Here is a 25,192-nt window from a genome sequence, read left to right as displayed (position 1 = left end):
AGTATTCTGAAGTACTAAGATACCTCGGAAAAAAGAAACGAAATAAACACTTATTAGTTGGAAACGGCTTTAGTATGGCATACGATCATAAAATCTTTTCTTACAACGCTCTTTATAAATTCATTGAAAATTTAGAAGATCCCGTTTTAAGTCAACTGTTCAAAGTAATAAATACCAAAAACTTTGAAATGGTAATGCAGCAGCTTGATAATTTTATAGAAATAGCAGAAGCATTTGGTTCAGATCAGTCACTAATAAAACAATTACAAGAAGCGAATCAAACTCTTAGAAATAGTTTAATAAATGCAATTAAAGAATTACACCCTGAACATGTTTTTGAAGTTCCCGAGGAAAAAAGTAAAACATGCTCCAGGTTTTTGAACGAGTTTTTAGACCATGAAGGAAACAAAATTTTTACTACTAACTATGATTTGCTAATGTATTGGGTGCTAATGAGAAATAAGACTGAGCGCGCAATAGATGGTTTTGGACGCGAAGTTGAAAATCCAGATGCTTATAAAACTGGAGAGGAATTTGAATACTCCGATGAACTTATTTGGGGTAAACACAAAGACGAGCAAAGTGTTTATTATGTTCATGGAACACTTCCAATTTTTGATAATGGAATTGACATAATTAAGGAAGTATACACAAATGGTCATTATTTATTAGAGAATGTAAAAGAAAGACTTGATAGAAAAGAATATCCAGTTTTTGTTACTGCAGGTAATGGAGAAGAAAAACTAAAGCATATTATGCATAATAGATATTTAACACACTGCTACGAAAACCTTTGCAAAATAGAAGGATCACTAATAACCTTTGGTTTTAATTTTGGAGAATATGATGAACATATTATTGATGCTATAAATAAGGCAGCTAAACAAGGTCAACGTGCAGGGGATAAATTATTTAGCATTTATATTGGCGTATATTCAGAAAACGATTTCAATCATATAATCCAAATTCAAGATAAATTTAGATGTAAAGTGAATATGTATGATGCGAAGTCGGCACCGCTTTGGAACTAAGAAAAGTGCCACATTATATCAGTTCATTGCAAATAACGGGTATTGTCGAAAAAGTGTAATTTTTGGAAACCAGGAAAGAAAACTACCCCCCTCCTAAGCTCATAAATCCGCATCAAAAATGACAAAAAACACCTTCGATAACTTAATGATCGCCACGATTGCTGTAATTCTCGTTATTGTGAGCATTTTGGAAAGGGAAGAATACAGTCCGGTGGCCCTTCTTCCTTTAGTGCTGCTGTTCTTGAGCGGGAAGCTGTACTTCAGGAAGCATAAGGGCGCCCTGGTATAGGGAATACAAGGTCCTGGAATATTGTCACCGGGAAAGAACCAGAACTGCTACAAGCACAGGAATTAAAACCTGCCCTAAAATTATGTAATTTTATATGTGGCTAAAAGAGGAACAGGAATGATGAACCCGGTTTAAAAAGTGTTCAGTGCTCAGAAAGTTTGATTAAAAAAACTTAAGAGGAGTAATAAATAAAAAATATTCGTGTATTTGTGGCTACTAGAGGAACAGGAATAATGAACCAGTATTAAAAAGTGCTCAGTGCTCAGAAAGTTTATAGAAAAGCTTAAGAGGAGTAATACATAAAAAATATTCGTGTATTTGTAGCTACTAGAGGAACAGGAATGATGAACCCGGTTTAAAAAGTGATGAGTGTTCAGTGCTCAGAAAGTTTGATTAAAAAGCTTAAGAGGAGTAATACATAAAAAATATTCGTGAATTCGTGGCTGCTAGAGGAACATGAATAATGAGCCAGTATTAAAAAGTGATCAGTGCTCAGAAAGTTTGATTAAAACTTAAGAGGAGTAATACATAAAAAATATTCGTGTATTCGTGGGCTTTGCTTTGTTAGCGTAATATTCAAGATAGGGTTCCAAAAATGCCATTTTTGACACCTCATATTTCTGGGGCAGTTGAGATACTTCAGCATTTGGTAAAGTCGAAATCTGCTTCCGCCAAGACTAAAATTTCCTCTTCGCTGCTTTCAGAAGAGATTTAAATCTCCGTATTCTTCAATTCTTCCGCAGTAATAAAGCAGAGATTCAGATTAAATCATTAAAAAATGAACGTTCATTCTTTTTTTGTATATTTGCACTTCAATTTAGTGATGAAAGCAGTTTCAAAAAGTCAGATAAAGCGCGATGCTTTGCTAAAAGCGACAATATGCCTGGTAAACAATAACGGTTTCCACGCAGCTCCCATGTCTAAAATTGCCAAAATGGCTAATGTTTCCCCGGCCACCATTTACCTGTATTTTAAGAATAAGCAGGATTTGGCGAATCAGGCATATATAGAGGTGAAAAGTTCTTTCAGCAATTGCGCTTTTAAAGATTATGAGCCCAATATGGGGGTAGAAGAGGGGTTTAAAAAGATCTGGATGAACATTGCCACTTTTAAACTAAAAGAGGTTGACCATGCCATGTTCCTTTCCCAATGCGATAACACGCCCATGATAGATGAAGAGAGCAGGCAGGAAGGCCTTAAGCACCTGCAACCGCTTATTGCGCTGTGGGAGCGTGGTAAAGAGGAAGGCCTTGTGAAACCTTTTTCGCCTTTCATTTTATATGCTTTTACCGTTTATCCCATCAGCTTTCTGCTCAACACCGAGATGAAAGGCTGGTGCAAAGTAGATAAGCCGGCGCTTGAAAGGGCTTATTCCGCAGCCTGGGACGCTATTAAACTTTAATTTTTCAGAAGAAGGAAACAGGAAATTTTTTTTAACCAAAAAAAGAATGAACATTCATTAATATATAATTAAAACTATGGAATTATTAGATAAACTCAACTGGCGCTACGCCACCAAAGCAATGAACGGCGAGAAAGTGCCACAAGAAAAGATCGATGCTATTTTAGAAGCGGCTTCGCTGGCCCCAACTTCCAGCGGATTGCAGCCTTTCGAGATCCTGGTGGTCACAAACCCCGAGCTTAAGAAAAAGATAAGGACCATCGCCTGGGACCAGTCGGTAGTGACCGATTGTTCGCATCTGCTCGTTTTTGCGGCCTGGGATACTTATACCGAAGACCGTATCAACAAGGTTTTTGACCATACCAACGAGGTACGTGGCTTCAAAAATGAAGGTTTCGAGAATTACCGTCAGAAGTTGCTTGGCCATTATCCACAACGGGAAGCTGCCGAAAACTTTAATCACGCTGCCCGCCAGGCTTATATCGCCTTTTCACAGGCTATTACTGCCGCTGCTTTTGAAGGGGTAGACAGCACGCCAATGGAAGGTTTTGATGAGGCCGCTCTTGATGAGATCCTCAACCTTGGTGAAAAAGGGCTTAAGAGCTGTGTGATCCTGCCGCTTGGCTATCGCGACACCGATAATGACTGGCTTGCCGGTTTGGCCAAGGTGCGCAAACCCAAAGAAGATTTGATCACAGTTCTTGACTAATCCTGAAAACCTAATTATGAGAAATTTTGATTTTAAGAACCCTACGAAAATTATCTTCGGAAAAGGGCAGATAGCAAAACTGAAAGAAGAACTTCCCGAAAATGCCAAAATCCTCATGCTTTATGGCGGCGGAAGTATTAAGCGCAACGGAATTTACGAGCAGGTGAAGGAAGCTACTTCCGGCTTTGAAGTAGTCGAGTTTAGTGGTATTCCCGCAAACCCCGAATACGAGGTTTTGATGAAGGCCCTGAAGGTGATTAAAGAAGAAAATATCACGTTCCTGCTGGCTGTGGGCGGAGGATCGGTCATTGACGGAACCAAATTTTTGGCATCTGCAGCTTTGTATGAAGGAGAAGAACCATGGGAAATCCTAACGCAGAAGGTGCCAACTACTAAAGCAATGCCTTTTGGTACGGTGCTTACGTTGCCTGCCACGGGTTCAGAAATGAATTCGGGTGCCGTAATTACCCGCGAGGAAACCAAAGAGAAGCTGGGCATGGGCGGCCCGGGCTTGTTTCCGGTGTTCTCTATTCTCGATCCGGAAGTAATAAAGTCCATCCCATCGCGACAACTCGTCAACGGCATCACCGATGCTTTTACCCACGTGCTGGAACAATACATGACCTATCCCAGCGGTGCGTATTTGCAGGACAGGTTTGCTGAAAGCATTATGCAGACGCTTATAGAGGTTGGGCCAAAAGTTTTAAATGACCCTTCAGATTATACTGCGGCGTCAAATTTCATGTGGAGCTGTACCATGGCCCTCAACGGACTCATTCAAAAAGGAGTGCCTACAGACTGGGCGGTGCATGCGATGGGCCACGAGCTCACCGCTCTTTATGGAATTGATCATGCCCGCACCCTTGCGGTGATTGCACCGAGTCATTACAGGTTCAATTTTGAGGCTAAGAAAGAAAAACTGGCGCAGTATGCTGAAAGGATCTGGAACATCACCGAAGGTTCTGTAGATCACAAAGCCTCGGCCGCTATAGACAGGACCGAAGAATTCTTTAACCAGATGGGCATCGACACCAAATTGTCAGCCTATACCGAAGATTACCACGGTACCGCCGAAGAGATCAATAAACGATTCATCGACAGAGGCTGGACAGGCCTGGGAGAACACCAGTCCCTCACCCCCGCTAATGTAGAAGAGATCGTGAAAATGGCCTATTAGGAGTGTGTACAGGAAGCCTGTTTCCAAAAGAAATGGCACCCATCCCGAGGGTTCGGTATAGATCCCTTCGGAAGGTAAGCTTCTAACGTACCTCCCAACAGCTATCTTAAAGGTTGTGATACATCTTTACATAAAAAGCCTTCTGTGCAAACAGAAGGCTTTTGTCATGATTGGCCGTACGACCCCTTCGGGGTCGCATGATCGTTTCCTGTTATAAACATATAATCCCTTCGGGATGAAACTGTTAATGACCCCGAAGGGGTCAGATGTTTATAGCACGTCAGATGTTTATAGCATTTGCAATGTAGGAATAGATACGACCCCGAAGGGGTCGCACAACCACGCATCAAAAAGATCCGTATTCATAAGATTTTTAGTCAATGATTTTTAGAATTACAATTTACGTAGTAAATTAGATAACAATGGGTTACGTTGGTCTATCATTTCTAATCCCCCTCTAAAATTAAAATCATATTTAAAAATTAAATATGCCTGGAACCTTCTCACAGATCTATATTCAAATCGTATTTGCGGTAAAAGGCCGACAAAGCCTGATCTCGGAGCAGTGGGAAGAAGAGCTTTACAAATACATCACCGGCATAGTTACCAACAAGAATCAGAAGTTGCTTGCCATAAACGGAATGCCCGACCACCTTCACATCTTTATAGGCATGAAACCCTCCTGTTGCCTGTCTGATTTGGTCAGGGAGATCAAGAAGGCATCTAATGAATTTATAAACAAGAATAGATTCACCAGATCAAAATTTGAATGGCAGGAAGGCTTCGGAGCCTTTTCGTATTCCTATTCTTCAGTAGATAATGTGGTGAGGTATATTCATAATCAGAAAGAGCACCACCGAAAACGAACTTTTAAGCATGAATACAAAGATTTCCTGGACAAATATCAGGTCGAACACAAAGATGAATATCTTTTCGATTGGATCGAGTAGGTCCGCTACCCAGGCAAGAACAAAGACACTAATTCCACGAGTACCAGTATAGTGTTAACCAAAAGGCCATATACGACCCCTTCAAAGTCGAAAGTCTGCCTACGGGTGAGGTTATAAACATGTAAGATAGTCGATATAATGACCCCAACGCAACGGGGCCAAATGTTGGCAAAAATTATGGGATAAAGGTACGACCCCTTCAGGGTCGAAGGTTTGCTAACTTACGGTTGAGGTTATAAACGTGTAATCCCTTCGGGATTAATTAATAATCGGTATAAATGATCTCAACGCAATGGTCTGATGTTGACAAAAAACCAGGGGATAAAAGGTACGACCCCTTCAGGGTCGAAGATCTGCCTACGGTTGAGGTTATAAACGTGTAATCCCTTCGGGATTAATTGATAGTCGGTATAAATGATCCCAACGCAATGGGGTCCGATGTTGACAAAAAACCATGGGATAAAAGTACGACCCCTTCAGGTTCTAAGGCTTCCTATGAGTGAGGGTTATAAACATGTAATCCCTTTGGGATTAATTAATAGTCGGTATAAATGATCCCAAACTAACGGGGTCCGATGTTGACAAAAAACCAGGGGATAAAAGGTACGACCCCTTCAGGGTCGAAAGCCTCCTATGAGTGAGGATTATAAACATGTAATATCTTCGGGATTATTAATAATTCGGTATAAATGACCCCAACGCAACGGGATCAGATGTTGACAAAAAACCAGGGGATAAAAGGTACGACCCCTTCAGGGTCGAAGGTCTGCCTATGAGTGAGGGTTATAAACGTTTAATCCCTTCAGGATTAATTAATTTGGTATATTGTCCCCAATGTAACGATCCGATGTTAGCAAAAAAACCAGGGGATAAAAGGTACGACCCCTTCAAAGTCGAAAGTCTTCCTACGGGTGAGGTTATAAACATGTAATCACTTCGGGATTAATATTCGGTATAATGACCCCGAAGGGGTCAGATGTTTATAGCCCAAATGTTTAGGGAATTTATTCATAGGAGGGTAAATACCCCGAGGCTTGCCTCGTTAGTAAATGTTGTAAAGTTTGAAAACGTGTTCCACTAAAATGCTCCGTGGGCTTGCCCCGGAGAAATTTACTACGACCCCGAAGGGGTCGCATGTTGACCCATCACCGTTCATAATGTGAAAGAAGAAAATAAATCCGGGTTAGTTATAGCACAATCAAGATTGGAACCTGAAGTTCAATTCCTCAACTATATTTTCTATTTTTTTGTTTTTAGCTTCCCTGTCCAGGATAATCGCGGGTGCCTGCCTTACCTTGCAATCTATAATTCCGCAGCGTTCACAGGTTACGCCAACCTCCCGCCACGGGATAGCCTTATCTCCTAAAAAGTTCACTTTTCGCTCCAGTTGCTTATTAATGAGTAACCCGATACTTACACTTCTATACTGATTGTTTTTAAAAGGATCTTTAGTTGCAGATGAGATTACTAAATAGGTGGTTCCATGACTTGGATAATTGGAAATCTGCACCCCGAATTCATGATCATTTCCGCTTTTACTTATTTCTTTCAAACCTTTTAAAGAGACCCACCTTCTGCAATAATGTTCATTTGTCTCATTGGCCCGCGGAGAATGATGATGCGTTAAATGGAGTTCCTTATTTAAGATAAATTTTTCGGTTCCTTGTTTATGAGTGAACCTGAGGAAGAACAAGTTTTTTATATTAAAAGCTTTGGGCAGGATGTTGGTTAACCGCTGATAAAAAGATTCCGGGGAAGCATTGAAGGCTTCAAGCATTTGCAGGAAGTGAGCTTCATCAAATATTTTTTTTTCGAAAAAGCTTTCTAGCTGCGAGGTCAGGTTATCTTTTGGAATAATGAGTGCACCGGCAAAATAAGAGGCATAAAAGTTATTGAGTACCTGATCAAACCTCTGAAATTTAATCCACGGAAAAGTGTGCAGCCTGTCTTTTATATCCAGGTAGTTGTAAGCAATTTCTTTGGCGAATATAAAAGTGCGTTGGGCTTCGTCAATCCCGGTAGCGAGTAAAAGCGTTTTGGTTTGAGGTACAAAAACGGAGCGTAGATTGCCTAAAGCCTCATTTTTGCTCAATTCGTTGTCGTTAATCACATACCCATATTCTTCGGTCAGGATCTCTTCTAAAACTTTTGAAGTAAGAGAGCTCGTAAGATCTACCTGATAGGCTTTTGAAAAATTGAGAACCTGCTGCTCTAAATCATCAAAGTAGTTATTATTAGCTTCCTGAAATGAACGTACGGCAGCCAGGAAAAAGCTTTCCTTGCTAAAGCTGTAATGATGTGCAATTTCAATTATGGTACTTATAAACGCAGTTACTTTTGTAGGTGCGTTGGCGACTATATCTATCAGGTTACTTTCTTTAATGCCAAAAAGTTCCAGCGGAATTTCTTTTAGAATCTTCGACTGTAGTAATTCACCAATTGGTGCTAAATTTTTATCCAGCCTTAAAGAGACCATTTGGTCATATGGAACTTCCAGCTTATCTGAGAGCAGTGCTATTTTATCGGGTTTTGGATATTTTTTTCCGTTTTCAATTTCGTTAAGATATGATTTTGATAATCCCGAAAGTTTAGACAATCCAAATAGAGACAAATTTTTGTCAGTCCTTATCTGCTTTAGCTTCAGCCCAAATATGAGTTTGATATAGTCTTCTTCCATAGATCAAATATAAAGCTTTTTGCGAATCTTAATGAATTGCGAATATTTTGTTTTAGCGAACGTTCGCTTGTTTTTTTAAAAACTTTCCAGTAATATTGTCATGTAAAACGCTAAAACTATGAAAACCAAAACCTTAAAAACATCAAATTTGGAATTCTCAAATGATGTAAAAAACTACTATCCGGAAATCCTTACAGATAACGCTCTAAATTTTATAGCAGCTCTTCATGAAAAATTTAACGGGGAAAGACTTTCTCTTTTAAAAAACCGGGTAGATCAGCAAAAGGTTTTCGATGAAGGTAAGTTACCTGAATTTCCACAGGAGACCAGATCAATTCGGGAAGGCGAATGGAAGGCAGGCAATATTCCGGAAGACCTACAGGACAGGCGGGTAGAAATTACAGGGCCTGTAGATAGAAAAATGGTGATCAATGCTTTAAATTCAGGTGCCAAAACATTTATGGCCGATCTTGAAGACAGTACTTCGCCCACCTGGCAAAATGTAATTGAAGGGCAGCAAAACCTAATTGATGCCAATAACAAGACCATCTCCCTGGTAGATTCGGAAAGAAACAAATCTTACAGCCTTAACCAGGAAACAGCTGTTTTATTGGTTAGGCCCAGAGGCCTGCATTTAAACGAGAAGCACTTGCTAATCAATGGAGAGGAAACTTCGGGTAGCCTGATAGACTTCGGTTTGTATGTTTTCCATAATACAAGAACAATGCTGGAGCATAATACCGCACCTTACTTTTATCTTCCAAAATTGGAGCACTATAAAGAAGCTCGTTGGTGGAATGACGTATTTAATTTTTCGCAGGATTATCTGGAAGTTCCAAAAGGTACTTTTAAGGCGACTGTTCTTATTGAAACCATCACTGCAAGTTTTCAGTTAGACGAGATCATATATGAACTTAAAGATCACATTGTAGGTCTTAACTGTGGTCGCTGGGATTACATTTTTTCATACATCAAGAAATTCAGGAACCATCCGGATTTTGTGGTGCCAAACCGGGATCAGGTTACTATGACCACTCCTTTTATGGAAGCGTATTCCAAACTCGTTATCCAGCGTTGCCATAAACGCGGTATCCACGCTATAGGCGGTATGGCTGCTCAGATTCCTATTAAAAATGATGAAGAGGCCAACGCAGCCGCACTGGAAAAAGTTAGGAAAGATAAAGAGCGGGAAGTTAAAAATGGACACGATGGTACCTGGGTTGCACATCCTGCCCTGGTAGAAGTAGCTATGGCGGAGTTTAATAAACATATGCCAAATCCAAATCAACTGCACGTGACTCGTGATGACGTAAATATTTCCGAAGAAGATCTGGTAGAGATACCTAAGGGTACTGTTACAGAAGCCGGGATCAGAAAAAATATCAACGTCGGAATTCTTTATACTGAAGCCTGGCTGAGAGGTTATGGTGCCGTGGCACTTTACAACTTAATGGAAGATGCCGCTACTGCCGAAATTTCAAGAACGCAATTATGGCAATGGTTAAAGCATGAAGTAGAGTTGGAAGACGGACGTAAATTCAATACTGAATTGTACATCGATCTATTAAATGATGAAGCCGACAAGATATTATCTGGTTCGGGAGAGTATTTTAATGAAAACAACCGCTACAAACTTGCTATAGAGCTTTTTGATAAGCTGGTATTATCAGACAAATTTGAAGAGTTCTTAACGCTTCCCGCTTATAAATACATCTAAAAAAAGCAATCCTGCGATTGCGGCAAAATCAGCAGGATCTAATTATTAATAATAAATAACATCTAACAAAATTATGAAAATTCAACCACAAACAAACTACCGTTCTGCATTAGAAGCTGTGAAAAAACTTAAGGAAAAGTATGGGGAAACATGGAATTCCATCAATCCCGAAAGTGCAGCCAGGATGATTACTCAAAACAGGTTTAGAACCGGTTTGGATATCGCCAGGTACACTGCAGCCATTATGAGAAAAGATATGGAGGAGTATGACGCAGATCCTTCTCAATATACCCAGTCTCTTGGTAGCTGGCATGGATTTGTGGCGCAGCAAAACATGATAGCTGTTAAAAAGCACCACAAAAGCACCCGTAAAAAATACCTGTATCTTTCTGGCTGGATGGTTGCAGCCCTGCGTTCAGAATTTGGCCCACTACCAGATCAATCTATGCACGAGAAAACAGCTGTCCCTTCGTTGATAAATGAGATATATGATTTCTTGCGCCAGGCCGATGCAGTTGAGCTAAATGACCTTTTTAAGAGACTTGAGAAAGGAGAAGATGTGCAGGATAAAATTGACAACTTTGAAACTCATGTAGTGCCTATTATTGCTGATATCGATGCCGGATTTGGAAATCAGGAAGCGACCTATTTACTGGCAAAAAAAATGATCCAGGCAGGGGCTTGCGCTATTCAGATTGAAAATCAGGTTTCTGATGCCAAACAATGTGGGCATCAGGATGGGAAGGTTACTGTACCTCACGAAGATTTTATTGCTAAACTAAATGCCATCAGGTACGCTTTTATTGAACTGGGTGTAGAAGACGGAATTATTGTAGCCAGAACAGATTCTGAAGGTGCCGGCCTCACTCAAAAACTTCCGGTGAGTCAGGAGCCGGGAGATTTGGCTTCTAAGTATCTGGCTTTTATAGAAGCCGAAACTATCGATATCAATGAAGCCAAAGAAGATGATGTGCTCCTTAAAAGAGATGGTAAACTAATGCGCCCCGTAAGACTGGCCAATGGATTGTACAAATTTAAAGAAGGTTCAAACATAGACAGGGTTGTTTTAGATTGTATTACAAGTCTTCAAAATGGCGCAGATCTTTTATGGATAGAAACGCCCACCCCTAATGTGAAACAGATCGCTCACATGGTGAACAGAATAAGAGAAGTGGTGCCAAATGCCAAATTGGTTTACAATAACTCGCCATCTTTTAACTGGACCCTGAACTTCCGCCATCAGGCTTATGATGAAATGCTTGCAGAAGGTGAAAATATGACCGGGTATGATAGAAATAATCTTATGGATGCAGCATATGATGGTACCGAACTATGTTTTAGGGCAGACAGGAAGATTAAGAAGTTCCAGGTTGATGGTGCAAGAGAAGCGGGAATTTTCCATCATTTGATTACCCTGCCAACCTATCATACTACTGCGCTTCACATGCATGATCTTACCGCAGGGTATTTTTCTGAAGAAGGTATGCTAGCCTATGTGAGCGGAGTTCAAAGACAGGAAATTCGTAAAGGGGTTTCCTGTGTAAAACATCAACGAATGGCAGGATCAGATCTGGGAGATGATCATAAAACCTTCTTTTCAGGAGAAAAAGCCCTGAAAGCAGGAGGTGAAAAGAACACCAGTAACCAGTTTAAAGAACAAGAATCTGTTACAGAGCGCGAACCCGTTTTGGACAAATAACACTTAAAATAATAAATGCGATATTTAAGGATATCGCATTTATTATTTTAGAAAAGCTTATACAGAAGATTAACCTCAGAAAAAAGAAGAATGAAAGGCAGAAAATTACTTATGATTCCCGGCCCTATAGAATTTGAACCTGAAGTGTTACAGGCCATGGGAATGCCTACTAACAGTCATGTAGCGCCAGATTTTATTGAGACTTTCGGGAATAGCCTGGAGCTAATGCGGGAGGTATGGAAATCTCCTACCGGGCAACCTTTTATCGTTGCCGGAACTGGCACCCTGGCTATGGATATGGCCGCTGCCAATCTCATTGAACAGGGAGATCGTGTGCTGGTAATTTCTACAGGATACTTTGGCCAACGCTTCAGGGATATTATGGATCGTTATGGTGCAAAGACCACCTTTCTGAAAGCACCATTAGGCGAAGTGGTAAGCCTGGAAGCAATAGAAAAAGAGCTTAAAGACCAACAGTATAAAGCTTTGACCATTACTCATGTTGATACTTCTACCGGAGTACTTGTAGATCCTGAACCCATTGCAAAATTAGCAAGGAAGTACAACACGCTAAGTATCTTAGATGGCGTTTGTTCGGTTGCAGGAGAAAAGATCAATCAGGAGGAATGGGGTCTTGATGTGGTTTTAACAGGATCTCAAAAGGCCATTGGTGTACCGCCGGGGCTGGCGCTTCTGGTAGCCTCCCCGAAAGCTATGCATGTCTGGAAAAACAGGAAATCGCCGGTAGCCAATTATTATGCCGACTGGAATAACTGGTTGCCAATTATGACTGCTTACGAAGAAAGAAGGCCTTCATATTTTGGAACGCCGGCAGTGAATTTAATTGTTGCTTTAGAAACCAGCTTGAAAATAATAGCTGCAGAAGGCATCGAAAAAAGGGTAAACCGGCATTTCAATCTTGCAAAAGCTTTCCGGGCAGGTATTTCATCGTTAAACCTCGAAATATTGCCCAAAAGCGATGAAGTAGCCGCTAATACCCTTACGGCAGCTTACTATCCCTCGGGAATTGAAGGTGCGGCCTTGCTTTCAAAAATTGCTCAAAGCGAGGTGGTACTGGCGGGTGGGCTTCTGCCAGAGATAAAAACCAAATATTTCAGGATTGGTCATATGGGATCTGTTTCAGCAAATGATCTGCTTACTGTTTTAAGTGCATTAGAACGCGCACTATTTAAATCAGGGCATCATATTGAGCCTGGAAAAAGTTTACAGGCATTTCAACAGCGGCTTTTAAAATCTGACTGATGGTTCCTAATTAATCTTCTAATGAAAAAACACCTTCCAAAAATGTCATTTTTGGAAGGTATTTTTGGTTAATAACGGGCACGGATTACAAATCCGCGCCGGCGTTGTTTTGTATCTGCGGAAATCTTCGCATTCAGCGGAAACATCTTCTGAAGCAATTTTACTGAAATTGAGTTCCTGTGAGTCTACTCGTCACGGATTACAAATCCGCGCCGTCTCTGTTGTGTTTCTGCGGAAGTCTGCGCAATCAAAGAGAAACATCTTCTGAAGCAATTTTACTGAAATTGAGTTCCGGGAAGCTACTCGTCACGGATTACAAATCAGCGCCGGCTCTGTTTTGTTTCTGCGGAAATCTTCGGGAAGTAGTGAAGATAAAAAAGACTTGTAGTCCATAAGATCTTAATCTTCAGTAATACAGAAAAATACAGATGATTCGAATTTCAAAAGCTTCAGTTATAAGATGATATATTTCTCATTTTTGATCGTATCTTTGCAGCCGCTTTGAAGAACCTCTTTTTTCAAAACCTCACAGGTTTTGGAAACCTGGGAGGTTTGACGATGAAAAATTGAAGTATGAGAACAAAGTCATTAAAAAAGAACAGGATCAACGTGGTCACCCTTGGCTGCAGTAAGAACGTCTACGACAGCGAGGTGCTTATGGGCCAGCTGAAGGCGAACAACAAAGATGTGGTGCATGAGCAGGAGGGGAATATCGTGGTGATCAACACCTGTGGCTTTATTGACAATGCAAAAGAGCAGTCTGTAAACACCATTTTAGAGTATGTAGAGCTGAAGGAGCAGGGAGAAGTTGATAAGGTTTTTGTTACCGGATGCCTTAGCGAGCGCTACAAACCCGATCTTGTAAAAGAGATTCCTGATGTTGACCAGTACTTCGGAACTACCGAACTTCCTGAACTGCTGGCCGCTCTTGAAGCAGATTATAAGCACGAACTTATTGGGGAACGTTTAACCACAACTCCAAAGAATTACGCCTATCTCAAGATCGCCGAAGGTTGTGACAGGCCTTGTTCTTTTTGTGCGATTCCGCTTATGCGTGGGAAACATAAATCCACTCCCATTGAAAATCTGGTAGAAGAAGCCAAAAAACTCGCTGCCCAGGGTGTGAAAGAGCTTATTCTTATTGCGCAGGATCTTACATATTACGGACTCGATCTCTATAAAAAACGAAATCTGGCCGAACTTCTTGAAAACCTGGTGAAGGTGGAGGGAATTGAATGGATCAGGTTGCACTACGCTTTCCCAACAGGTTTTCCTATGGATGTACTGGAGGTGATGAAGCGGGAGCCTAAGGTTTGTAACTATCTGGATATTCCGTTGCAGCATATTTCTGATGATTTGCTGAAGTCTATGCGCCGCGGAACCACCCATGAAAAGACAACGAATTTGCTGAAGGAGTTCCGTGTTAAGGTGCCAGAAATGGCAATTAGAACCACACTTATTGTAGGATATCCCGGAGAGACTGAAGCTCATTTTGAAGAGCTGAAGCAGTGGGTGAAAGACATGCGTTTTGAGCGCCTGGGTTGTTTCACCTATTCGCACGAAGAAAATACGCACGCTTACAATCTTGAAGATGATGTGCCGCAGGAAGTAAAGCAGGAGAGAGCTAACGAGATCATGGAAATTCAGTCGCAGATCTCCTGGGAACTGAATCAGCAGAAAATAGGACAAACTTTTAGAGTGGTCATTGATAGAAAAGAAGGCGAAAACTACGTGGGAAGAACCGAACATGACTCCCCCGATGTTGATAATGAAGTGCTGATCGATGCTACCAAAATATACCTGAAGACAGGAGAGTTTTACGAAGTAAAGATCACAGATGCCGCCGATTTTGACCTTTTTGGAGAACCGGTGAATGTGAATGTCGAGAAGCCAAAGCGGAAGGTGCTTTTTAAAAAAGTGATCCAGTAATTAGAAGGTAGATTTTAAAAGTACAAATTAGATTTAATACAGGGGCTAAACCTGAAAAGCTATTTGACTTTCTGTTTTCTTAAACAGGTTTTTGCCACGAATCCACGAATAAATTTTTTGAAGTAAAGTTTTAAACCTCACAGGTCTCAAAGAGCTGTGAGGTTTCTTATTAGTTAAATACACGTCATGCTGGACTTTTTCAGTATCCCTGGATGAAACCTAACAGGTTTCAAAAAACTGTTAGGTTTGTTGAGTGAGACGTTTTTTGAATATTGATTTCAACTTCTTCTTCTTCTTCTTCTTCTTCTTCAACCTTATAAGGTGAAGAATATGAATGTATAAAACCTAACAGGTCTCAAAGACCTGTTAGGTTTGTGGTGTTTAATAGTATTTAAAAGTTCCCGTAAGACCTGCAAGGTTTTCAAAACTTTGCAGGTCTTAAAACATCTCAATACTCAATACTAATTTCTCAATACTATGCAACACTTATCTCCTCTGTCAGGTAAACTTCCTGTACACTTTTCAGGATCTCCACTCCGTCTTTTAGAGGTCGCTGGAATGCTTTTCGCCCCATAATTAATCCGCTGCCGCCGGCGCGTTTGTTGATCACAGCCGTTTTTACTGCTGACTTAAAATCTGAGTCGCCCTCTGAGCCACCGCCGCTGTTAATGAGTCCGATCTTGCCCATGTAGCAGTTCGCCACCTGCAGGCGGCACAGGTCAATGGGATGATCTGTAGAAAGGCTTTCATACATTTCTTCGGAATGTTTGGCAAAGTTGATGTCCCGGAAACCAAAGTTGGTGGTGGGTAATTTTTGTTTGATAACATCAGCCTTGATAGTAACGCCAATGTGGTTTGCCTGCCCGGTAAGATCGGCGGCAGAATGGTAATCTTTTCCGTCTTTTTTAAAGGCTGAATTTCGGGTGTAGCACCATAAAATAGTAGCCATTCCTAATTGATGTGCTTCTTCAAAAGCTGCTGCTACTTCCTGAATTTGCCTTGTACTTTCTTCACTTCCGAAGTAAATAGTAGCGCCAATTGCCGTCGCGCCCATGTCCCAGGCTTCTTTCACACTTCCGAAGGGAATTTGGTCATATTTATTGGGATAAGTGAGTAATTCGTTGTGGTTGATCTTTACCACAAATGGAATTTTATGGGCGTATTTACGGGCATGTAAGGCCAGGCCGCCAAAAGTGGAGGCAACACCGTTACATCCGGCTTCTATGGCCAGTTTAATAATGTTTTCGGGATCAAAATAATCCTTGTTCTTGTAAAAAGAGGCTGCGGCACTGTGCTCAATACCCTGGTCTACAGGAAGAATGTTGAGGTATCCTGTACCTCCAAGGGCACCGTGATTGTACAACTGCGCCAGACTTTTCAACACCTGCGGACTACGGTCACTTTCAGCAAAGTTTTCGACACTATTAGGTCCCGGAACAGTCAATCTCTCTTTTGGAATCTTTTTACTGCTATGCTCCAGTAAATTTGAAGCATCATCTCCCAAAATTTCTGTGATCTTATCGATATAACTCATAATTAGAAGGTTTTTATTGGCAATGAGTCTGAAGTTAAGATTTTTAAGGAAGAAGGCTTTGCTGGCGCTTCTTAAAATATGTATAAAATCAGCGGTACTGGTAAAAAATTCCGTCGTCAAAAGGCGTCCAGAGGCAGGCCCGTAAATCGGCATTTTTGAGACCGTTGTTTATCCAGGTATTACAGGTGTAAAAAGAATGGAGGGATCTTTTTGCCTTGAAAAATGCATCATTTTGATTGTAGTGAAGATCTCTTACGGGAATCACCCCACCTGCAGCGTTAAGTTCAAAGCTCTTAGCCACATAACTTACCAGGTCGCGATATTGTTCGTCCGAAATATCTACAGCAATAACGGGCTGCGTAAACCTGGGCGCCAATTCAAATTCAACATGCATAGCCGAAGGAGTGGGCAGGAAGACCGCTTTCATGGCTGTTGGAAAGCTGAGGTCGCTCCATTCGGGAGTATTTTGATAGAATTCGAGATCGCCCCAGCCAAAAGAAATATAGTCAAAATTTGCCCTTTTTGAGGGGTTATATTCCGGAGAAACCAGGGTTTCCCAATCCATAATTTCATTTTGAACCGGAAAAATAAAATCGGTATGTGCGCCATTGGTGCGAAGGTAGATGGTGATGTTTCCTCCCTGCGGCTGATCTTTATTGACCGGGATCACCGAACCTATAACGGCCGATACAAAGTAAAGCAGCATGAGCAATAAAAAGGCGAGCAGCCCTTTTGCAAAGAACTTTATGATCCTCTCCAGGATCTTCATGTTTTTCTTTGCAGCAGTTCCTTTAATGCTGTTTTGAAAATTTCTATTTCATCGAGGGTATTGTATGGAGCAAATCCTATACGTATCCATCCTCCTGTTTCCATTACCGGAAAAACTTCGGCCATGGTAGAAGCATAGAAATGCCCGTCGCCTATACAGAGGTTGAATTTTTCAGCAAAGAATTGCGTGGCTTCACGGGAGTGAATTCCGTCGATCCTGAAAGCGAAAGTCGGGGTTTTTTTTACTTCCGAAGAAGCACGGTAGAGTTTAACTTCAGGGATAGATTCGAGGAATTGCTGGAGGGAATCCATCAATTCCTGTTCGTGAGATTCTATGGCTTCCATTCCTGCTTTTAATCGCTGTCTCCGGATTTCACCAGCTCCCAGACTTTCGAGAAAACCAATGGCACCGCAGAGGCCGGCAATGGCTTCATGGTTTTGAGTTCCGGTTTCCAGCTTATACGGAATTTGATTGGGAGCCGGTTGTAACTTCGGAATTTCCAGGGTCTCAAAAATGGCTTTTTTGATGGCTGCTATTCCCAGGTGGGGACCGAAGAATTTATATGCCGAGCAGAAAAGAATATCGCTGTCTAGATCCTGCTTGTCAACCAGAAAATGCGGTACTGCGTGTACAGCATCGGCAATGGTGATCGCATTTACCTTTTTTGCCACCTTAAAAATTTTCTTCGCATCACTAATAGTGCCCGTAAGGTTGGAAGAAAGCCCTATGGCCACAATCCTGGTTTTTTCATTGATAATTGTATCCAGGTTTGAAAGATCGTGGGTGAGACTTTGTTTATCAACAGGAATGAATTTTACGGTTGCGCCGGTTTCTTTTGCAAGGTGGATCCAGGGATCTACATTGGCCCTGTGATCTAGTTGAGTGACAACAATTTCATCTCCTTGCTTCAGCAGGGGTCTAAGGCTGTGGGAAACCTGGAAAGCCAGGCTGGTCATGTTCTGACCAAAAGCGACTTCTTCAGCAGAACAATTCAGTAGATCACCAACAGCTTGTTTAGCTTCCTCTAAAAGGGCATCTGTTTTTATACTGGTAGCAAAAGTGCCGTGCAGGTTAGCCATTCCGGTTTCAATATATTCCAGCATACGGTCAATGCAGGCCTGCACCATTTGCGTGCCGCCGGGGCCGTCAAAATAAATGGGGAATACCTGTTCTTTATTCCTGAAATTTAAAGCCGGGAACTGCGACCGTACCTCATCTATACGAAACTTATTGTTTGGCATGTTTTCTTCTTCTTTTATGATCTATATAAATGTAAATGGCGTAAAGAATGGCGCCTATGCCACCAACCCAATAAAGCCCGTTCTCAAGTTTATCAATATCGGTCGAAAAATATCCTACAGCCAGGGAAAGAGGGATCATTCCGGCGTAAGTTGCGATCATGAATTTTTTGTAATCCATTTTAAAGATACCCGCAATAAAAGCTATGGCATCATTTGAGAAAAACGGGGAGATGCGAAAGAGTATTACAGTTCCTGAGCTGTAATGTGTGATCCAGTACTTCCATTTTTTCTGTTTTTTTTCACTAATAAGTTCAAATCGCTTTCCTATATAATATCCCAGGCTAGAAGCAATCCCCACGCCTATAAGGTTGATCAAAACTCCCCACCAGAAACCGTATGCCAGTACCCCCACAATAATTGGGAGCCAGGAAGGAAAAATGATCAGGAACATTTGAAGTACAATGAACACGATAATGGCCAATGGTCCCCAAACGCCAAACTGCTTTACGTAATCTTTTATCCTTTCCCTGTCTTCACTCAATAATACATCCCAGGCTTCTTTTACAGTGTCCTGGAAAGGGGGATGTGTAAAATACAGAATGACCAGGAAAAGGAGGATACTTCCGCTAAGAATAAAGGACAGGTATTTTTTTATAAAGTTTTTACTCAAATCAGGTTTTAAATGGACCTACAAATTAATTACTTTTTGAACAGCCTCCGCGGTAATTAATATTATTCTAACGTCTTACAAGGGAAAAATTAAACTTTACTTCATCTTTATTTAACACGCAATAGGTAAAAACGTCGCATTTTTGAACCACAATCATATAATCTTAGTTTTTGTCGATTTAGATGTATGAGGTAAGGTTGCTCTTTAGGGGGCAACCTTTTTACTTATTAGTAATCTGCTGGTAACGTTCTCTTAACATTCAATCCTGTTCTTTGTTGCCGACAAAAACTAAGAAATAATGAAAATTACTACCGGCCTATTTTCGGTTTTAGCCTTTTTAATTTCATTGCATGTGCAGGGACAGGATTTCACAGAGAATACTTTTGGAAAAGGTCTCATTAATGTAGTGGCAAAAGACAGCTCTTACAGTGCAAATTTCTCTTTAAGAATGCAATCCCTTTTTACTTCTGCCTGGGATATTTCTGAAGATGATGGCTTTGGAGATGCAGAAGCTAATTTCCTGGTTAGAAGAGCCCGCTTAAAATTTCAGGGGTTCGCTTACACGCCAAAACTTACATACAAACTGGAGCTGGGATTATCCAATCGCGATATTTCCGGAGCATCAGTCTATAATGGAGATACCCCCAGGTACATCCTGGATGCAGTGGTTAAATGGAATTTCTACGAAAACTTTGAACTTTGGGCAGGACAAACCAAACTTCCCGGCAACAGGGAGCGAATTATTTCTTCCGGAAGCCTTGAAACTGTAGATCGCTCTCTGGTGAACAGCAGGTTCAATATAGACCGGGATATGGGGATACAGTTGCACCACGAAATTTATCCCGGAGGAAATTTCATCATTAGAGAAGCCCTTTCTATAGCCCAGGGAGAGGGAAGAAATGTTACAGCAGGAAATATTGGAGGATTGCAATATACCGGAAGGCTCGAATTATTGCCTTTTGGAGACTTTGCCGACTATACCGGGGCCGATTTTGCCAGAGAAACAACACCCAAACTGGCGCTGGGAATATCTTATGATTACAACAATAATGCGGTGAGAACCAGATCTAACTCAGGTACCTATATGCTTACCGATGACGGATTTTTTGAGACAGATATTACCACCTTTTTTGTGGATGCTATTTTCAAATATCGCGGTATTTCGGCAATGGCTGAATATGCACATCGTGCCGCAGATGAAGCTTTCGCCACAAATGCCGATGGTACTTTAACCGGAGATGCTGTAAACATTGGAAGTGGATTCAATGTACAGGCCGGTTACCTGTTTAAGAACAACATTCAAATACTGGGTAGATATACCACCATTGATCTTGATGACCAGGTGACCCAGCTGGTAGAAGACCAGTATACGCTGGGGCTTTCAAAGTACATCGTAAAACATAAACTAAAGTTGCAGACAGATATTAATTACACCGACCTTAATCTTGGTCTTGACGACAATCTTACTTACAGATTACAATTCGAACTTCATTTATAAAAACAAATTATGAAAAGATTTCTTTTATTAACTGCAATAACTGTTTCCCTGGCTTCCTGCGGAAACAACAAAAAAGAAGATTCCAAAAATGCCATTTCCATTGATGGTTCCAGTACCGTTTATCCTGTTACTGAAGCTATTGCTGAAGAATACAGGGCAGAAGCTCCAGATGTTGATGTAACCATAGGAGTTTCGGGTACCGGTGGTGGTTTCCAAAAATTTGGCAGGGGCGAAGTGGCAATCACCAATGCTTCGAGGCCTATCAAAGAAGATGAAAAGGCAATTGCCGAATCCAACGGCATTTCTTTCGTAGAGCTTGAAGTAGCTTATGATGGTCTCGCTGTGGTTGTACATCCCGAAAATGACTGGGTAACCTGCTTTACGGTGGAACAGTTGAAGAAAATCTGGGAGCCGGAAGCACAGGGAACTATCAAGCGATGGAATCAAATTGATCCTTCATGGCCAGATGAAGAAATTCACCTTTTTGGACCCGGAGTAGCCTCTGGTACATTCGATTATTTTACTGAAGCTATTGTGGGTAAAAGCGGAAGTAGCAGGGGAGATTATACTGCCAGTGAAGACGATAATGTGCTTGTACAGGGAGTTTCAGGTGATAAATTTGGTCTGGGTTTCTTCGGACTCGCATATTACCAGGAAAATTCAGATAAGCTTAAAATGGTGCCGGTAAATGGCGGTGAAGGCTGTGTAGAGCCTTCAAAAGAAACTGTTAGCAACGGCACCTATGCCCCGCTTTCCCGCCCTCTCTATATCTATGTGAACAGTGCTTCTCTGGAGAATCCTGCGGTGATCGATTTTGTGGAATTCTATCTTGATGAAGCGCCACAGTTACTACAGGATGTTGGATACATTCCCCTTACTTCGGAAGAATACCAGGCCGAGAGGGAGAAATTTGCAGCATTCGTAAAAGAAAATTCAGCTGAATAATAAAAATTTCCGGGGCAACTGAATGCGCCGGATTACTTTCCTTTTTCCATGCGAAAATTAAAAGAAACGGTAATAGAAAAGGGCCTCCTGGGCAGTGCCCTGGTGACTATTGCAGTTACTGTAGGAATAATACTGGTGCTTTCTATTGAAGCCGTAAGGTTCTTTGAAGAAGTCTCCATTGTAGATTTCCTGACAGATACGCAATGGACACCGCTGTACACCGAAAAACATTTCGGGATCCTCCCGCTATTGTCCGGTACGCTGTTGACCTCTTTTACTGCCATCATTTTTGCTGTTCCCGTTGGGTTGTCTATCAGTATTTACATTAGTGAATACGCACCCCGAAGTTTCAGAAAAACGATCAAACCTGCATTAGAACTGCTTGCTGCCGTACCAACGGTTGTCTACGGATTTTTTGCTCTTACCGTAGTGACGCCATTTTTACAATCGTTTATCCCGGGGCTTTCAGGTTTCAACTCTTTGTCTGCCGGCCTGGTAATGGGGATTATGATCATTCCTTTCATTTCTTCTTTAAGTGAGGATGCATTGCACGCCGTACCCAATTCTCTGCGGGAAGCAGCTTATGGAATGGGATCAACAAAGCTACAAAATGCTTTTCGGGTCCTGGTGCCTGCGGCTTCCTCGGGAATTATAGTATCTATCATCCTGGCGATATCCCGTGCAATTGGAGAAACCATGATTGTTGCAATAGCGGCAGGGCAGCAACCAAGATTAACCATGGATCCTACAGTGCCCGTAGAAACTATTACCGCCTATATCGTACAGGTGAGCCTGGGTGATGTACAGCATGGTTCTTTGGAGTACCGTACCATATTTGCCGCCGGGATCACTCTTTTTATCTTCACCTTCCTTCTGAATACGATAAGCTACAGGATAAGGAAAAAATTCAGGGAGAAATATGAATAACATTAGAACAAATCGGTTAAAAGATCAGGCTTTCAAATTCTGGGGAATTGCATGTACCTTTCTGGGGCTCATTCTGCTCACCATTTTTATAGGTTCCATTCTTATAGATGGTCTGCAAAGGATTGATTGGGATTTTATCACCAGCCTTCCGTCGAGAAAAGCAGAGAGAGCCGGAATATATACTGCGCTTATGGGCAGCGTCTGGATCCTTATCTTTACTACAATAATCGCCCTGCCATTAGGAATTGCAGCTGCTATTTATCTGGAAGAATATGCCAAAGAAAGCAGGCTTTCTTCTTTGCTGGAAATTAATATATCCAACCTTGCCGGGGTGCCTTCTATCATTTACGGGCTACTTGGTCTGGAAGTCTTTGTGCGAATCATGGAAATGGGGGCCAGTGTTTTGGCGGGAAGTTTTACCCTTGCCCTGTTGATTCTGCCTATTGTGATTGTTGCGACAAGAGAAAGTCTAAAGGCCGTGCCAAAATCCATTCGGGATGCTTCCTTTGCTCTTGGAGCTTCTAAGTGGCAAACGGTTTCACAACAATTGTTGCCAGCATCTTTTGGAGGTATACTTACTGGCGTTATCCTGGCGCTCTCGCGGGCGGTGGGAGAGACAGCTCCTCTTATTGTAATTGGCGCCCTGGCTTATGTTCCTTTCGCGCCCGAATCTCCTATGGATGAATTTTCGGTACTACCCATTCAGATCTTTAACTGGATCTCGCGTCCAAAACACGGTTTCGAAGTTAACGCAGCCGCAGCCATTATTGTCCTTCTGTTAATTACCTTTATTTTAAATGGAATTGCAGTGTATTTCAGGAACAGGTGGCAAAGTAAATTAAAATAGAATGAAAGAAAATAAAGATATATTAGATAAGACCTTAAAGAGAAAACACAAACTTCAGGCAAAAGATGTGAAGGTTTTTTATGATGATTTCATGGCCATCAAAGGTATAGACATGAACATCAGGGCAAATAAGATCACTGCGTTTATTGGACCTTCAGGTTGTGGAAAATCTACTTTCCTGCGGCTTTTTAACCGCATGAACGATTATGTTGACGGCTTTAGAATGGAGGGAGAGATCCTTATTGACGGCGAGAACATCTACAAGAAAAAGGTGAATGTAGAACAACTTCGGAAGCAGGTAGGGATGGTCTTTCAAAAGCCCAACCCTTTTCCGAAATCCATTTATGAGAACGTCGCCTATGGTTTAAAGATCCAGGGAATCAAAGACAAGGCATTTCTTAAGGATAAAGTAGAAGAATCCCTTAAACAGGTTGGCTTGTGGAATGAAGTGAAGGAGGATATCAATAAATCGGCTTTGGCGCTGTCAGGTGGGCAGCAACAAAGGTTGTGCATCGCCCGTACCCTGGCTGTAGAACCGTCTATTATCCTTATGGATGAACCCACATCTGCTTTAGATCCTATTTCAACGGCCAAGATCGAGGAACTTATTTATCAGCTTAAAGAGAAGTATACCATAGTGATTGTGACCCACAACATGCAGCAGGCAGGGAGAATTAGTGACTATACTGCTTTTTTCTACATGGGCGAACTCATTGAATACGATAAATCAAAGAAGCTATTTACCAATCCCGAGAAACAACAGACCGAGAATTATATCACCGGTAGATTCGGATAAACCACAGGCTTATGATCAGTTTAGACCAACATAGAGATGCACTAAATCAAGCCGGACTTGAAATGCTGGAGCTTTGCATCAAACAACTGGAAAATGCCCAGGAAGCATTTTTTAACCATGACGGCGATCTTGCCGAAGAAGTGATGCACACAGAGAATAGGGTGAACGCCCTCGATCTCAAGATTGACCGTGACTGTGAGCGGTTCATCGCCTTGCACAACCCTGTAGCCAGTGACCTTCGTTTTGTGCTGGCCCTTAGAAAGATCAATTTTGACCTGGAACGGGTGGGCGATCACGCCTACGGGATCTCGCATTATATTGTAAAGATCGATACCCAGATTGAACCCCGACTCTTAGAAAGGATGCGGGTAGAAGAAATGTTTACCACTGCTTTGTCTATGCTTGATGATATCACCCTGGCCTATACTGAAGTAGATACCAAAGTAGCCCGAAAGGTCTTTAAAAAGGACAAGATCCTTAACGAGATCAATATGAGATCTTTCGCTATTATTTCTGAAGAAGTTAAGGCAAATCCTGAAGTGATCGATCAGGTGATGCTGTTGTTTTCGGTGATCAAAAAGGTGGAAAGAATAGGAGATCTTATTACGAATATTGCTGAAGAGATTATCTTCTTCAGGGAAGCTGAAGTATTAAAGCACCGGAAGAAAAAAGGCGGGAAAAAGAAGGATTCTTAGAAATCAAATTCCAAATTTTCAAGCAGCATTCTAATAACTAATTCTGTATTGTCCTATAAAATAAAATTAGATAGGAGCTAAGGCCACGAATACACTAATAATATAGCCCATTTAAAGGTATATACAGGAGGGGTAAGTTTTTAAAATCAGTACCAAACAAAAAGAATTTCTTCCATGTCCCATAGGGACATGATATCGGTAGAAGCAGAGAACCCCAATAACCGAAAGTCCCGTAGGGACGAAATATAGGTAGAAGCCGAATCAACCCCGACCAAATTTCAATAACATCTGTGAATAAGAAGGTGAATCGTTCAAAATTTGGAGAAATTGCAAAAAAATGCCCGGGAAATTTCCCGGGCATTTTTTTTCAAGAGGTTTCAAAAATGACATTTTCAAGAGGTTTCAAAAATGACATTTTCAAGAGGTT

21 protein-coding genes are annotated in these 25,192 nt (G+C 41.4%); 16 read left to right on the top strand and 5 right to left on the bottom strand.

Annotated elements, in window-relative coordinates; genetic code table 11:
• From ACQ93I_RS16470 to tnpA, 6 genes are all read left to right on the top strand, one after another.
• Positions 1-1,031, top strand: a 1,031-nt coding sequence (locus ACQ93I_RS16470) for a DUF4917 family protein (protein WP_431699482.1), incomplete at its 5' end; no start/stop codon positions are given.
• A 118-nt stretch (positions 1,032-1,149) separates the two neighbouring features.
• Positions 1,150-1,320: a hypothetical protein gene (locus ACQ93I_RS16465; RefSeq protein WP_431699481.1), complete on the top strand. Its 171-nt coding sequence runs from the start codon at positions 1,150-1,152 to the stop codon at positions 1,318-1,320.
• Between the two features lie 778 nt (positions 1,321-2,098).
• Positions 2,099-2,722 (top strand): TetR/AcrR family transcriptional regulator, encoded by a 624-nt coding sequence (locus ACQ93I_RS16460; protein WP_431699480.1) that lies wholly within the window; start codon positions 2,099-2,101, stop codon positions 2,720-2,722.
• 76 nt (positions 2,723-2,798) lie between these two features.
• The gene (locus ACQ93I_RS16455; protein WP_266068800.1) at positions 2,799-3,431 is read left to right on the top strand and encodes an NAD(P)H-dependent oxidoreductase; all 633 of its coding nucleotides are present in this window, start codon (positions 2,799-2,801) and stop codon (positions 3,429-3,431) included.
• A gap of 16 nt (positions 3,432-3,447) precedes the next feature.
• Positions 3,448-4,608, top strand: a complete 1,161-nt coding sequence (locus ACQ93I_RS16450; protein ID WP_431699478.1) for an iron-containing alcohol dehydrogenase — start codon at positions 3,448-3,450, stop codon at positions 4,606-4,608.
• A 488-nt stretch (positions 4,609-5,096) separates the two neighbouring features.
• Positions 5,097-5,558, top strand: coding sequence for an IS200/IS605 family transposase (gene tnpA / locus ACQ93I_RS16445; RefSeq protein ID WP_266070362.1), 462 nt, complete (start codon positions 5,097-5,099; stop codon positions 5,556-5,558).
• Between the two features lie 1,198 nt (positions 5,559-6,756).
• Here tnpA and ACQ93I_RS16440 read toward each other — a convergent pair.
• Positions 6,757-8,235: a helix-turn-helix domain-containing protein gene (locus tag ACQ93I_RS16440; RefSeq protein WP_431699477.1), complete on the bottom strand. Its 1,479-nt coding sequence runs from the start codon at positions 8,233-8,235 to the stop codon at positions 6,757-6,759.
• 118 nt (positions 8,236-8,353) lie between these two features.
• On the opposite strand from ACQ93I_RS16440, the gene aceB reads away from it, so the two are divergent.
• The 4 genes from aceB to rimO all read left to right on the top strand — a co-directional run bounded on the left by aceB (position 8,354) and on the right by rimO (position 14,843).
• Positions 8,354-9,952, top strand: coding sequence for a malate synthase A (gene aceB, locus ACQ93I_RS16435; protein ID WP_431699476.1), 1,599 nt, complete (start codon positions 8,354-8,356; stop codon positions 9,950-9,952).
• Positions 9,953-10,025: 73 nt separating this feature from the next.
• A complete protein-coding gene (locus tag ACQ93I_RS16430) occupies positions 10,026-11,651 on the top strand; it encodes an isocitrate lyase (protein WP_431699475.1) in 1,626 nt (541 codons plus the stop codon).
• A 90-nt stretch (positions 11,652-11,741) separates the two neighbouring features.
• Positions 11,742-12,914, top strand: a complete 1,173-nt coding sequence (locus ACQ93I_RS16425; RefSeq protein ID WP_431699473.1) for a pyridoxal-phosphate-dependent aminotransferase family protein — start codon at positions 11,742-11,744, stop codon at positions 12,912-12,914.
• A gap of 573 nt (positions 12,915-13,487) precedes the next feature.
• Complete coding sequence (rimO, locus tag ACQ93I_RS16420; RefSeq protein ID WP_431699472.1) at positions 13,488-14,843, top strand: 30S ribosomal protein S12 methylthiotransferase RimO; 1,356 nt, start codon at positions 13,488-13,490, stop codon at positions 14,841-14,843.
• A 475-nt stretch (positions 14,844-15,318) separates the two neighbouring features.
• Here rimO and ACQ93I_RS16415 read toward each other — a convergent pair whose 3' ends face one another.
• The 4 genes from ACQ93I_RS16415 to ACQ93I_RS16400 form a co-directional block, all read right to left on the bottom strand.
• Positions 15,319-16,377, bottom strand: a complete 1,059-nt coding sequence (locus ACQ93I_RS16415) for a class I fructose-bisphosphate aldolase (RefSeq protein ID WP_431699471.1) — start codon at positions 16,375-16,377, stop codon at positions 15,319-15,321.
• Positions 16,378-16,465: 88 nt separating this feature from the next.
• Positions 16,466-17,146, bottom strand: coding sequence for a TIGR02117 family protein (locus tag ACQ93I_RS16410; RefSeq protein ID WP_431699470.1), 681 nt, complete (start codon positions 17,144-17,146; stop codon positions 16,466-16,468).
• Positions 17,143-18,387: a cysteine desulfurase-like protein gene (locus ACQ93I_RS16405; protein WP_431699468.1), complete on the bottom strand. Its 1,245-nt coding sequence runs from the start codon at positions 18,385-18,387 to the stop codon at positions 17,143-17,145. The genes ACQ93I_RS16410 and ACQ93I_RS16405 overlap by 4 nt, the downstream gene beginning before the upstream one ends.
• Positions 18,374-19,057, bottom strand: a complete 684-nt coding sequence (locus ACQ93I_RS16400; protein ID WP_431699467.1) for a TVP38/TMEM64 family protein — start codon at positions 19,055-19,057, stop codon at positions 18,374-18,376. Before ACQ93I_RS16400 ends, ACQ93I_RS16405 begins: the two co-directional genes overlap by 14 nt.
• A gap of 298 nt (positions 19,058-19,355) precedes the next feature.
• Here ACQ93I_RS16400 and ACQ93I_RS16395 point away from each other — a divergent pair, with 298 nt between their 5' ends.
• Genes ACQ93I_RS16395 through phoU form a run of 6 tightly spaced genes read left to right on the top strand, consistent with a single transcriptional unit; the run spans position 19,356 to position 24,765 of the window.
• Positions 19,356-20,555, top strand: a complete 1,200-nt coding sequence (locus ACQ93I_RS16395) for a porin (RefSeq protein WP_431699466.1) — start codon at positions 19,356-19,358, stop codon at positions 20,553-20,555.
• A 9-nt stretch (positions 20,556-20,564) separates the two neighbouring features.
• Complete coding sequence (locus tag ACQ93I_RS16390) at positions 20,565-21,500, top strand: PstS family phosphate ABC transporter substrate-binding protein (RefSeq protein ID WP_431699465.1); 936 nt, start codon at positions 20,565-20,567, stop codon at positions 21,498-21,500.
• Between the two features lie 48 nt (positions 21,501-21,548).
• Positions 21,549-22,427 (top strand): phosphate ABC transporter permease subunit PstC, encoded by an 879-nt coding sequence (gene pstC / locus ACQ93I_RS16385; protein WP_431699464.1) that lies wholly within the window; start codon positions 21,549-21,551, stop codon positions 22,425-22,427.
• Entirely contained in the window at positions 22,420-23,274 is an 855-nt protein-coding gene (gene pstA, locus ACQ93I_RS16380) for a phosphate ABC transporter permease PstA (RefSeq protein ID WP_423818540.1), read from the top strand. The genes pstC and pstA overlap by 8 nt, the downstream gene beginning before the upstream one ends.
• Before the next feature lies 1 nt (position 23,275).
• Entirely contained in the window at positions 23,276-24,070 is a 795-nt protein-coding gene (gene pstB, locus ACQ93I_RS16375) for a phosphate ABC transporter ATP-binding protein PstB (RefSeq protein ID WP_266070341.1), read from the top strand.
• Between the two features lie 11 nt (positions 24,071-24,081).
• Complete coding sequence (gene phoU, locus ACQ93I_RS16370; RefSeq protein ID WP_431699463.1) at positions 24,082-24,765, top strand: phosphate signaling complex protein PhoU; 684 nt, start codon at positions 24,082-24,084, stop codon at positions 24,763-24,765.
• Positions 24,766-25,192 lie beyond the last annotated feature (427 nt).

It is taken from the genome of Salinimicrobium sp. WS361 (genome assembly GCF_050750585.1).
GTDB lineage: Bacteria > Bacteroidota > Bacteroidia > Flavobacteriales > Flavobacteriaceae > Salinimicrobium.
Note: the sequence above shows the minus strand (reverse complement) of the source record. Positions and strands in the feature narration are given on the sequence as shown.